This window comes from Chryseomicrobium palamuruense, from assembly GCF_042649045.1.
Taxonomy (GTDB): Bacteria; Bacillota; Bacilli; order Bacillales_A; family Planococcaceae; genus Chryseomicrobium; species Chryseomicrobium palamuruense.
The window spans coordinates 1-11,425 of the sequence record NZ_JBHSEF010000020.1; the positions used below are offsets into that span (position 1 = coordinate 1).

An 11,425-nucleotide genomic window follows, 5' to 3' on the forward strand; every position below is an offset into this window, starting at 1 on the left:
AGATTCACCAGAAGTCCGGATCAACTGGAAATTCTATTGGAAAGAGCTCTTACTATTAATATACGAGGGGGTATCAATGTGAAATAATTGACACATTCAAATTTATAAATCCGGTATTTCACAAAATGATATTAGAAGGTTATTTGAAAATATTAAAATTTTGTCCGAGTGTTTGGAGAAAATTGTATAACCATACTGAAGAACCTCCTTGGTATATGATAATGGACCAATTTGGAACAATACTCTGTGATAAACTTTACTCTAAAATCAAAGAAAGTAGATGTATTTCATTAATTTCCGTACATCCATTTTCTACAGCTATTTTGTCAAAAATGAAGAGTAAAAAAAATGTTCATATACCATTATATAGTGTAATAACTGACTTTGTATTGCATCCAGCTTATTTTAGGAACGAAGTAGATGGATATTTTACGGCTTCAGACCAATTGGATTATTATTCATCAAGATATAATGTCCCTTTATCAAAGATCCACTCAACTGGTATACCAATTCGTTCAATACCATCAGTAATGAAGTCTAAGTTGACGCTAAAGCATGAATTAAACTTAGACCCTGAGAAAAAAACAATATTAATCACAGGCGGAGCAATTGGTTTAACCAAATTCACGATGGTATTAAAGGCTTTAAACACTCTAGAAAGAAATCTACAAATAGTATGTATAGCTGGTCATAATAAAAAAGCAACAAAGAAAATTAAGCAATTAGATTGTAAACATGAAACAGTTAGTATTGGATTTACAAATAGGTTTACCGATTATTTAAGGGCGAGCGATGTTATTATCTCGAAAGCTGGCGGTTTAACAATGTCAGAGTCTTTAGTTTGTGAAACACCGATTCTGATTTATCAACCAGTTCCCGGACATGAAGAGCATAATACCCAGTATTTATTGAAATATGGTGCAGCTTTGATAGCAGAAGTTTACAAAGATATACCAGTGGTGCTAGAACAGTTTCTATCTAATGAGAATTATTATGAGGAAATAATACAAAATATAAAAAAAATCCAAAAACCTAATGCTGCTAAGGAAATTATTGATAAAATAATCAATATTTAATATATAGGTCATTTAGATAAGATTCTCAGAAGAAATTAACTGGCTTATTAGGTGAAAAAATGTTTAGACAAATAGTGAATAACAAGGTTTCTAGAGTAATAATCCATATCAGTAAAATCCCTTTAAAAAATCTCATTTTGTATAAACAGAAAATGTAATAGACATATTATAAAAAAGGGATGTTAAGAATGCGGATAATTAGTTAAGGCCAGAGCTATATTGGACATTGTGACTTCAGGATTAAAGGATAAAATTGAAAGGAGATATATTGTAAATGGTCAAATTTATAAGAGAGTTTATTGGAGTTCTAAAAAATATGATTATAGCCTTGGTTGAATTTGATTATGATAAGGCTTTAGAAGAAATGGAAAGAAGAGATAATGTATAATAAACAAATATTCTTATTATTTTTTATAATAAGAATTCAGACCGTAGACAACCCTCCGTTTCTGTTCCAGCTGAAATGGAGGGTTCGTTGTTTTAAAGCATTTTGCTTTGAGAGCTAGGACTTACCAAGCCCAACCAGCAAGTTTACTAAGATTCATTGCAACGAAAATTAGCATCGTCTGCATGGCCACTTTTTTCAGTCCCCTAAGAGTGGTCCAACGCATACCATGCTTTTATTTTGCATCAGCAAAGGCCCGTTCTACTGTTTCTTTGTGTTGCGCTTACAATTGCATATTTGTGTGGGCATGCCTTAGATGGATTGCCTCATCTGGGTCATCTTCCCAAATATGTGGTTGTATCAGCTTGGTAGTATTTTGACTTTATGTGTATGTTTTGATTATTGCAGAAAGAATGAGCCACTAGTGCAAACTTTTGAGCCACCTAATGCGTAGGAGAGAGCCGCCTAGTGCGGAGTAAGTGAGCCACGTAGGCTATATAAATAAATACCTCCTTGTATAATTGAGAAGCATGCTTAACTGCATGACATTTCTATTATAGAAGGAGGTTTTTTATTTGATTAAGTGTCGGAAGATTATAGACCTTCATTTGGAGGGGATGAGTCAGCGTACAATTAGCGCGAGCACAGGCCACTCAAGGAATACAGTGTCTAGTGTAATCAATACGGCAAAAGAACGGGGTATTCAATCATTGAACGATACCATGACGGATGCCTGGCTAAATGATTTTCTGTTTCCAGAGAAACAAGCAATCGAGAAAGGGTATTACCCGGTGGACTGGGAAAAGGTTCACAAAGAACTTCAGAAGAAAAACATTACATTAAAATTATTGCATCTTGAGTACGCTACTGAAGCACGCGAGGGAAAGAAGATTCCTTATGCTTACCGCACTTTTACTGAAAAATATGGGCATTACGCAAAGAAATATAAGACGACAATGCCAATACGACGTAAACCAGGAGAAATTATGGAAGTCGACTGGGCGGGTTCTACACTTAGCCTTCAAGATCGGGTCACAGGAGAAAAGATACCAGTCTATGTGTTTATCGCTACACTTCCATACAGTCAGTACAGTTATGTTGAAGGTTTTTTAGACATGAAATCTCAGAACTGGCTTACTGCCCACATTCATGCCTTGGAGTATTTTGGAGGAGTACCTGAAACAATGGTGCCTGATAATCTGAAAACGGGTGTGACTAAACCTCTACGAGGTGAACCAATTTTACAGGAAGCCTACAGAGAGCTAGCTGATTTTTACCATACGGTAATAGTTCCGAGCCGTGTCCGAAAACCGAAGGATAAAGCAAGTGTTGAAGGAACTGTTGGCTATATATCCAGGCAGATTATCGCTGCCTTACGTAATTATCCTTTCTTTCACTTGGAAGATTTGAACCACCATATTTCAGATAAGCTTAAGGAAATCAATACTACTGCTTTTCAAAAGCGTCCAGGGTCTCGAAAAGAAGTGTTTGAAAAAGAGGAGAAGCCCTACCTTCGTCCTCTTCCACACACACGTTACAAATTGACCGAATGGAAAACAGCGAAAGTTCAACCTAACTATCACATTCAAATTGATTACATGTATTACTCCGTTCCTTATGAATACGTCCGGGAGCAGGTCGAGATTCGCTTAACACCAGATCTACTTGAATTTTACTTTAAAGATGTACGGATTGCATCTCATAAGCGGTTAAAAGGAGACATTGGGCAATATTCTACTTCTGTTGAACATATGCCTGATCATCACCGATTATATTTAGATCATAATCCAGAAAACAATCGAGTCTGGTCTAAAACTATTGGTCCTTCCATGGAGAAGTTTGTTAGTTTTATGCTAGAGCAAAACCCTGAGAAAAAAGCATTGTCTATTTTAAGCGCTCTAAGAAATATTGCGGAAAAATATGATCCAATTACGTTGGAGAAGTCGGTAGACACTTTACTCACCATATCTAGTAACCCTACCCTTTCTGTTCTTAAGAGCATACTAGACCGACAGAATAAAAGGATTCCGCCGGAATCCTCTACCGAAAAATCAAAAAGTATGGCCAATGATTATGGATTTGTTCGTGGTGCAGCTTATTTTGGGAAGGAGCGTTCAAAATGAATGAGGAAACTTTACGTAAACTATCTGAAATGTAAATGGGAGGTATGGCAGATATCTATCAACAACAAAGCCAAAACAGGGATTATCAAACTATGGATTTTGATGATCGCTTTCAGCTTTTAGTAGATCATGAGTATGATCGCAGACGTTCAAATAAGTTAGAGCGACTCATCAGACAGGCTACATTGAATGAACCATCAGCAGCTGTTGAAGATATTGAATATCATTCGGACCGTAAACTGAACAAGCAACTCATCTTAGAACTCGCTACCGGAAACTATATTCAGCGACACCATAATATTATCCTTATGGGCGCTTCAGGTAACGGTAAAACATGGATCGCAAACGCCTTTGGTGTTCAAGCATGTCGACAGTTTTATAACGTTAAATATATCCGTCTTCCAGAGTTGTTAGATGAATTGACTGTGGCTAAATATGAAGCAGACGGCAGCTTTCGAAAGTTAATTCAAAAATATAGAAAAATAGATGTATTGATATTGGATGAATGGTTATTAACCGAGTTGCCAGAAGACCATGTGATGCTTGTCTTAGAGATTATTGAATCAAGGCTCAAAAGAGCTTCTACTATCTTTTGTTCACAGTTTTCCCCTGAAGGATGGCACGCTAAATTAGGACAAGCTCAAGTAGCAGATGCCATTCTTGATCGAATTATTCATGATTCCTATCACATTATGGTAGATGGAGAGATTTCAATGAGGGAACGCCATGGATTGGTAGGAACATCATGATTCCTATAGAAGTGGAGAACCGTATTGTCAAGCATTTCTTTCATCACTTTCTTCCTGAAGAGGTAATGGAGCAAATAATAGAACTACTTTTGCCCATCTGTTTAGGAATTAATGAAGATGACATGTTAGATGCGGATGAGCTTGTCAGACAAGCTGTTTTAATTATAGAATCACGGTTAGAAGGAAAGAGTTTCAAGTAACTGAACGGCCATCGAAGCAACTGAAATCGATGGCTTTTTTAAATATTTGTAAGTACTGGCTCCCTGTCTTGCATTAAGTGGCTCTATCTTCCGCAATTGGTGGCTCCAAACTCCGCACTGCTGGCTTTTTCCTACCGCAATACTCATGTTTGGAGTAAAGGTCCATTTTAACAGATTGTAGGGCTAGATGCGTACTGTCTAAAAGCTTTTTCCATGACCTACTCTGTCTTTGTTTATTTCCTTATCCAATTGTGCTTGATACCACCTTGTTTTTACATTCACGACTTCTTTCGTAAATTTCTTTTTATTGGCGTTGGCTTTAAAATGAGTCGAATCGATAAAGGCTACAGATGAAACTTAAGTAGTTCAGTTTTGGAGTGCAAACTAAGAAAAAACAATATTTTTAGCATACGAATTCGTAACACATTTCGTATGCTCTTTTTTGTTGATATAATAACGATTTATTCACTTTTAACGGTGTTTTCACACCCTAATTCGTATACCTTTTCAATACAATGAAATATATATTGTAGTCATGTGATTTATGTAGCGAATTCGCTTGCGAATTACAGCAAAAAACCATAACGGATTTTATCCATTATGGTACATTCATTCTCTTATAGGGAATAAAATCCATAAGAAATTCGCTGTTTGAAAGGTGACTCTTTCTCAACTAAAGCCCCCTATAGTTTAAGTGAAACATTTCACAAACTTTTTAAAACAAAATTAATGAAAGTAACCATAGTCAGCTTTTACCCATTTTTTATGCATATACTCTTTTAATTACATCAAGCATAAAAAGGCGAAGTCTTTTATCTCCGACTTTTCAATATTAAACAAAATTTCAGCAAAAAAATACCACTCTTTATCCTTCAAAAAATTATAACAACTACTCCAGCAGCATGTAGTTCTAAAAATTTCAAAATAATTACATAAGCTTTGAGATAAATATTGTTGCAATACCAAAATAAATAAGTAAAGATAAGATATCGTTTATGGTTGTAATTAACGGACCTGAAGCAACAGCAGGGTCAACCTTAAATTTATAAAGAATTAAAGGTATAACTGTACCAGCTAACGTTCCAATGATAAGAGTAATCAACAATGAAGCTCCAACAACCAATCCAAGTGTAAGATTTCCTTGCCATATAAACGCAATGATTGCAATCATAATCGCACAAGTAATACCAATAATGATTCCTACCCAAAGCTCACGCAAGATGAGCTTGATTACCTCTTTAAAAGTTAAATCACTGGAGACAAGCCCTCTAACAACGACCGCTAGAGATTGAGTACCTGTGTTTCCTGTCATACCAGCAATCATTGGCATAAAGAATGCTAAAGCTACGGCTTCTTCTAATGTTGCAGAGAAACCATCAATGATACTTCCTGAAACTAAGCCAATGAATAGGAGTAGGATAAGCCAAGGTAATCGTCTGTATGCAGCTACAAGGGGTTTTGTATTGAAATCTATAGCTTTACCAGATGCTGATAATTTTTCAATATCCTCATTTGCTTCTTGTATCACTACGTCAATAATATCATCAACAGTAATAACACCAACTAATTTATCTTCATCCTCTATAACCGGAATTGAAACGAAATCGTAACGTGAAATTAATTTAGCCACTTCCTCTTGGTCAGTAAGTACATCTACTTTTACCACTCTGCTATACATGATTTCTTCAATTTTATCATGTAAATCCCCTAATAGCAGATCCTTATAAGATACAACTCCAACCAGGCTTTTTTCGTCATCGATAACGTATAAATAGTTAAGATACTCTGCTAATTCGGCAAAATGCTTCAACTTATCTACAGCTTCTCTGATTGTATAGTGCTTCGAAATCCAAACAAAGCGGTTATTCATAATCCTTCCGGCAGTTTCAGGTGGATAGTTCATCAAATTTTGAACGATTTGTGATTCTTCCTGCTTCATTTCAGACAAAAGTTCTTCAATTTTATCTTGATCTAAATCTGTAAGCAAGCTTGCTAAATCATCATTTTCCATCAAATCAAGGACTTTAGTAGATTTTTCTATTCCAAGTTTATATAGAATATCTAACTGTTCTTCTTTATCTAATTCTTGAATGAAACTTGTCAGTTGCTCAATGGACAAATATAAAATAAATTTATTTCTATGCTTTTTTGGCAACTGATGATATTGCTGTGCCATATCATATGGCTGCAATTCTTCGATGATATCTTGAAGAGAATTTTTCTTACCCTCTTTTAGTGCTTGTATGATTGCAAGTGCAATTTCATTTTCTGTCATTGTTAAAGTCATAGAAAACTCTCCCCGTAAGCAATTCACAAAATAAATAGCTAGTAAGTCAACTTAATCCAAACTTGCTTAAGAAAAATTTGTAAAAAAGATTTGCAAAAAAACTTCTAAATGTTACTCTTTATTCTTTTACTAATAAATAAAATCCCGATTATGATGAAAACTATTGCCAAAGAGATATAAATGATCGTAGGTTTCAAGATACCTGTGCATTGAACTATTCAATACAATTTGCATAAATAAAGCAGCGATGTTGATATAACAAGGTTTTCTTTACATATTTATAGAATTGTAGTCCTTTGTCAGAATCGTTTAACGCACAGGTACCTAAAAATGTATGGCTCGACAATGTTTATCATAATCAGGATTATGAAATGAACGGAGAAACCTATGTAGAGGGGGAAAAGCTCGGTATGCTCACAATAAACGAACTTTTATTGAGAGAAGGGTTAGCTCAAGTTGCAATATATCCTCCAAATACTGAGTACGTTGATCAGTTTGAGGCTGTTCAGAAGGAAGCAAAATCAGGAAGTAATGGAATGTGGAAATAAAGTTCAAGGCAGAGTAATTAGGCGAAATGACCATTCATTTTTTACGTTTTGATATTCGTTGATTTTAATTAGGGAGGGACTATGGGTGCAATTCCTACAATTGAACCCTCACAAATCATTTTCCAAGCCTAGATATATATTACTCTTTTTTCCATTTTCAGAAAAATAGTTTGAATATTCTATAATCATAATCTATACTGGCGAAGTAGGAAATATACCTAAAGGAGGAAGAATATTGAAATTTTTAGGGCGAACTTTTTTAAAAAATTATAAAAAGGTGGTAGTCATATGAAAAAATTATTCTTTATACTTGTTTTATGCTTTTCGTTTTTTGCGATTTCTTCATCAGTATTTGCAGAAAAAATGAAGAAGAAGATTTAAGAAAGGTACAAAAATACAGTGAGGAAAAGCTTGATAAAGAATTAAGAAAGTTAGGATATCCAGAAGATTTTATTTCAATAATGCCAGTTGAACAAAAACATGATATTGTTGATAGTGAGCCAGTAAGTTATGGTGGAGGGGAAAAAAAGGAATTTTATTTTGATGAAAATGGAGTCTTGAAAGAATCAAAGTCTGGGGACATTTCAATCATGGGTACTATTCCTTTAGCAGATTTAACAATTTTCAATAATAAGTCCTATTTAGGGGTAATTAACGGAAGAAAAACATATAGAATTTATGTGAACTGGCAATGGAATAAAATACCTTTCTATCAATACAAAGATAAAGTAGCACTTTCTTATAATGATGAATTCCGAACTAGAATATCTAATAACGGGAATTATTCTTGCAGGTCATATATGAAGAACAATGCCGGCACGACTATAGCATCAACTGATTGTTACGGAAGACCATCGGAAATTTCTTATGGTGGAGCATCTTGGTATTATGATCATGATAAATATGATTACACCCAAAGTGGATTTGCACAAATGGATATCGAAACTAAAGACGCTACAAATCCAACTGGTGGTGCTATAATATTATCACACTATTATCACAAAACAGGGTTTCCTGGTTCACTTTCGCTTAACATAGGGTATGCGTCCATAAGTGTAAGTAGCGGCTCGAATTATAATTTAGCAGCAACACAACACGCATTTAACTATTAAAATTTTTTAGTACCTCTCTCTACTATTGAGGTTTACTTATAAAAGGAGTATTTCTATGAAATTCAAAAAACTTATTTTAATTTTCATTTTAGTACTCATTGTTTTTTTAATCACGTTTTATATTTATAGCCAAAATACTGCTATTCAAAGTTCTACAACCGAAAACATTCAAGTGATTAAAAAAGATAATACCACAGAAGAACATTGGATTGTAATTTCGAATGGAAAACAAATTTACATTGAAAATTTTAGTATATGGGCTTTGATTCAAGAAAATGAGAATTACACTATAATATATGATGAAATGAAAAAATCAGGAAGATACAAACTAAGAACAATTGTACCGGGAGATTATAATGGTCAATTTTAGTCTAATAATCAAAAAAAGAGTGAGAGAGCATTTCGCCCTCTCACTCTTTTTTTCGCTCTTACTCCGTTGGTAGCATTGCTGCAGCTGCAGCAATCTTCTCAGAGCTTGCTGTGTTTCGTAACGGATCCACTTTACTTGCACAAGTCGCTATATATCCTCTAAACACGGAGTACATTGATCAGTTTGAAGCTGTACAAAGTGAAGCTAAAAAGAACTCTGTTGGTGTATGTAAATAAAGTCTCTGATTCTGAGGAGGTAAAAAATGATTAGTTTATTTACCGGAATCTATACGGTTCTAAGTATTTTACTGCCTTCCATTCTGGTAATACTGTTGGTTTTAATTGTTTACCAGGCATTGACTAAAAGAGGGCCGGGAGAATCAAGTGCAGTCAAGAAAGGGCGACAGGCTGAAAAACGGGTAAAAAAGATAGTGAACCGATTGGGGCCGGACTATATTTCATATCATGATATTCACCTTCCCTCATTTGAGACTAGTACTCGAAAAACCCAGTTGGACCATTTGGTGCTCTCAAAGTTTGGTATCTTCGTAATTGAAACAAAGAATTATGGTGGCGAAATCAAGGGAGATTCCACCAAACATTATTGGCAACAAAAGATCGGAAATAGAATCCACTCTTTTTTCAGCCCGGTAAAACAGAATCAATTGCATGTCAACGCGGTTAAAAACACTTTGAATCTTAACCAACTGGACGCACCTATCTTCTCAGTGATTGTCTACTCGGAAAGGGCTAGTCTGCGTCATGTACGTGTACCTGAATACAATATTTCAGTCACATATATCTCTAAGTTAAAGCGAATGATTAAAAGCATGGATAGAGAGATATGGAACCATGAAGAAATAAAAACTTTTAGCCAACAAATCGATGCGTCAATAAATAAAGCACAGCCACAACCCACACTGGATGATTTATATGAGGAAGCAATGAGGATCAAATCATGAACTATGCACTGTACTATCCAGAAGGCTATTGGACTGGGAAGAAAGTAGCGCTTGGCAGCAGCAAATTATTATTCGTGAAGAATTCTCATGACCCGAATGTGAGACAGTTTTGGTTTCAATGGTTGGCCTTTAGAAAGGCTTCAAAGATTTATTCTGAAAATAAAAAACTCAACCATTTCGAAATTATCAAAATAATGAGATGAATTATTTCGGTTGATAGCAAGAGAGTACAAATCTGAAGATGATTTGTAGACCAAACGCATAACAAATAATGGTCGCAAGGTTTTTTTGATTTAGATTTTAGATATCTCTCAATTAAAAGAGGGAGATCGGGTAGACATTATTTATGATGAGAGACAAATCCATTATCGAGCCTGATTAGTAAAGATATGTTTGTGCTGTGACGGGGAAAAGTGAGGGTAGAAGCAATGATATGAGTATCGGTGGAGCATCAATCAGCAAAGACGGGTTAAGCCAATTATTAAATTCTATGACTTAAATAGAAAAAGGAAATTAGGATGAAAACAATTAGACATTTAATTGCCTCTTTCTATTTAATTAATCAGAAAATCAGTAACAGTTAATGGAATTTGCTTTTTAAATAAATTTTTTTTTTCTTTTAAATTATACCTGTTAAGGAAATTTTCATTAGAAATTGACGAAATATAGTATGCAAAATCTTGATCTACTTTAACTTTTGAAACTATTCCTTGGAATGAGTCTAATTCTGTCGATTGTGCGAAACTTTCATTGTAATAAACCCATTTATGTGTGTGGTCAGAATCGTTAAAGACTATTAAATAATTATCATTTACTTTTTCAATAAATTGTATTCCTGAATATAAGTATTTAAAAGTAGTGATTTGCTCTGTAAGCATATCAAATTCTATAACGGTACTATCTGAATTACTCATGTTCATGCCTACTAAAAATAATTTAGTATCAAAAGCTGCAATGTCATTCACCATGATAGGAGCATTGACACTTATAGATTTATGATTGTTTTTATTATGTAAATCTAATATTTGAAGAGAGAATTGTTCATCTAAATTTGGAAGTGACATGTCACGCGTGTAAATGTAGGCTAAGTTATTCTCTATAAAGGCAGATATAGGAATGCCTTTCAAACGAACTTTACCCTTTGAATGCAATGTTATTAACTCATACGTGTAGTAATTGATATCACTTAACTCATCATAATTATATATTATAAGCTGTGTATCATTTTTCCGTATGTTAAAAATCGGTGATGGGTATCTACTCTTCATTATAGAAGTTTTAGTATCTTTAATGTGAGCAAAATAAGAATTATATGGACTTATAAGTTCAATAGAACTGGAATTTTTTTCGATTTCTGTAAATCCATTATAATTAAGAGTCGTTGTCATTGTAGTCTTAAAATCTTTATCGAGATAGATAAGTTCTGATTCTTTATTTGATAAAGTGCTTGAAAGTAAAATTATATTTTTATTTGATTTTTCTAAATTCAAAAAAATAATAAATAATACTATCACGCGTGTTGATTAACCATTTTTTCCCATTTAAATAGAAAGAAAAAGAGAGATGCTTCCTGTAAAATGTAAGTTACCACACCAACATTTTCGAAAAGGGGCA

The 11,425-nt window shown here is 34.2% G+C and carries 10 protein-coding genes and 3 pseudogenes; 9 read left to right on the top strand and 4 right to left on the bottom strand.

The window, feature by feature from the left end:
- Positions 1–77: 77 nt before the first annotated feature.
- Positions 78–1,076: pseudogene (locus ACFO0S_RS07110) on the top strand (MGDG synthase family glycosyltransferase); the annotation flags it as partial.
- A 509-nt stretch (positions 1,077–1,585) separates the two neighbouring features.
- Here ACFO0S_RS07110 and ACFO0S_RS07115 read toward each other — a convergent pair.
- Positions 1,586–1,843: pseudogene (locus ACFO0S_RS07115) on the bottom strand (transposase); the annotation flags it as partial.
- A 226-nt stretch (positions 1,844–2,069) separates the two neighbouring features.
- Here ACFO0S_RS07115 and istA point away from each other — a divergent pair.
- The 3 genes from istA to ACFO0S_RS07130 are packed head-to-tail and all read left to right on the top strand — an operon-like array spanning position 2,070 to position 4,533.
- The gene (gene istA, locus ACFO0S_RS07120) at positions 2,070–3,584 is read left to right on the top strand and encodes an IS21 family transposase (protein WP_378141104.1); all 1,515 of its coding nucleotides are present in this window, start codon (positions 2,070–2,072) and stop codon (positions 3,582–3,584) included.
- A gap of 35 nt (positions 3,585–3,619) precedes the next feature.
- Positions 3,620–4,333: an IS21-like element helper ATPase IstB gene (gene istB, locus ACFO0S_RS07125; RefSeq protein WP_378141095.1), complete on the top strand. Its 714-nt coding sequence runs from the start codon at positions 3,620–3,622 to the stop codon at positions 4,331–4,333.
- Positions 4,330–4,533: a hypothetical protein gene (locus ACFO0S_RS07130; protein ID WP_378141096.1), complete on the top strand. Its 204-nt coding sequence runs from the start codon at positions 4,330–4,332 to the stop codon at positions 4,531–4,533. Before istB ends, ACFO0S_RS07130 begins: the two co-directional genes overlap by 4 nt.
- A gap of 207 nt (positions 4,534–4,740) precedes the next feature.
- Here the strand turns inward: ACFO0S_RS07130 and ACFO0S_RS07135 are convergent.
- A pseudogene (locus tag ACFO0S_RS07135) lies at positions 4,741–4,881 on the bottom strand (IS5/IS1182 family transposase); the annotation flags it as partial.
- A 580-nt stretch (positions 4,882–5,461) separates the two neighbouring features.
- Positions 5,462–6,820, bottom strand: a complete 1,359-nt coding sequence (gene mgtE, locus ACFO0S_RS07140) for a magnesium transporter (protein WP_378141097.1) — start codon at positions 6,818–6,820, stop codon at positions 5,462–5,464.
- Positions 6,821–7,116: 296 nt separating this feature from the next.
- On the opposite strand from mgtE, the gene ACFO0S_RS07145 reads away from it, so the two are divergent.
- From ACFO0S_RS07145 to ACFO0S_RS07165, 5 genes are all read left to right on the top strand, one after another.
- Positions 7,117–7,368, top strand: a complete 252-nt coding sequence (locus ACFO0S_RS07145) for a thermonuclease family protein (RefSeq protein WP_378141098.1) — start codon at positions 7,117–7,119, stop codon at positions 7,366–7,368.
- 317 nt (positions 7,369–7,685) lie between these two features.
- Entirely contained in the window at positions 7,686–8,480 is a 795-nt protein-coding gene (locus tag ACFO0S_RS07150) for a hypothetical protein (protein ID WP_378141099.1), read from the top strand.
- A 55-nt stretch (positions 8,481–8,535) separates the two neighbouring features.
- Entirely contained in the window at positions 8,536–8,850 is a 315-nt protein-coding gene (locus tag ACFO0S_RS07155) for a hypothetical protein (RefSeq protein ID WP_378141100.1), read from the top strand.
- A 262-nt stretch (positions 8,851–9,112) separates the two neighbouring features.
- On the top strand, positions 9,113–9,811 hold the full coding sequence (locus ACFO0S_RS07160; RefSeq protein WP_378141101.1) for a nuclease-related domain-containing protein: 699 nt from the start codon (positions 9,113–9,115) through the stop codon (positions 9,809–9,811).
- Entirely contained in the window at positions 9,808–10,014 is a 207-nt protein-coding gene (locus ACFO0S_RS07165) for a hypothetical protein (protein ID WP_378141102.1), read from the top strand. Before ACFO0S_RS07160 ends, ACFO0S_RS07165 begins: the two co-directional genes overlap by 4 nt.
- Before the next feature lie 351 nt (positions 10,015–10,365).
- Here the strand turns inward: ACFO0S_RS07165 and ACFO0S_RS07170 are convergent, their stop codons facing one another.
- Entirely contained in the window at positions 10,366–11,325 is a 960-nt protein-coding gene (locus ACFO0S_RS07170; protein WP_378141103.1) for a hypothetical protein, read from the bottom strand.
- Between the last annotated feature and the right edge of the window lie 100 nt (positions 11,326–11,425).

What these genes read in the sequence shown, in the direction of transcription:
- istB (WP_378141095.1), top strand. Translation starts at nt 3,620, where the DNA reads ATGGGAGGTATGGCAGATATCTATCAACAACAAAGCCAAAACAGGGAT.
- ACFO0S_RS07130 (WP_378141096.1), top strand. Translation starts at nt 4,330, where the DNA reads ATGATTCCTATAGAAGTGGAGAACCGTATTGTCAAGCATTTCTTTCAT.
- mgtE (WP_378141097.1), bottom strand. Translation starts at nt 6,820, where the DNA reads ATGACTTTAACAATGACAGAAAATGAAATTGCACTTGCAATCATACAA.
- ACFO0S_RS07150 (WP_378141099.1), top strand. Translation starts at nt 7,686, where the DNA reads ATGCTTTTCGTTTTTTGCGATTTCTTCATCAGTATTTGCAGAAAAAAT.
- ACFO0S_RS07155 (WP_378141100.1), top strand. Translation starts at nt 8,536, where the DNA reads ATGAAATTCAAAAAACTTATTTTAATTTTCATTTTAGTACTCATTGTT.
- ACFO0S_RS07160 (WP_378141101.1), top strand. Translation starts at nt 9,113, where the DNA reads ATGATTAGTTTATTTACCGGAATCTATACGGTTCTAAGTATTTTACTG.
- ACFO0S_RS07165 (WP_378141102.1), top strand. Translation starts at nt 9,808, where the DNA reads ATGAACTATGCACTGTACTATCCAGAAGGCTATTGGACTGGGAAGAAA.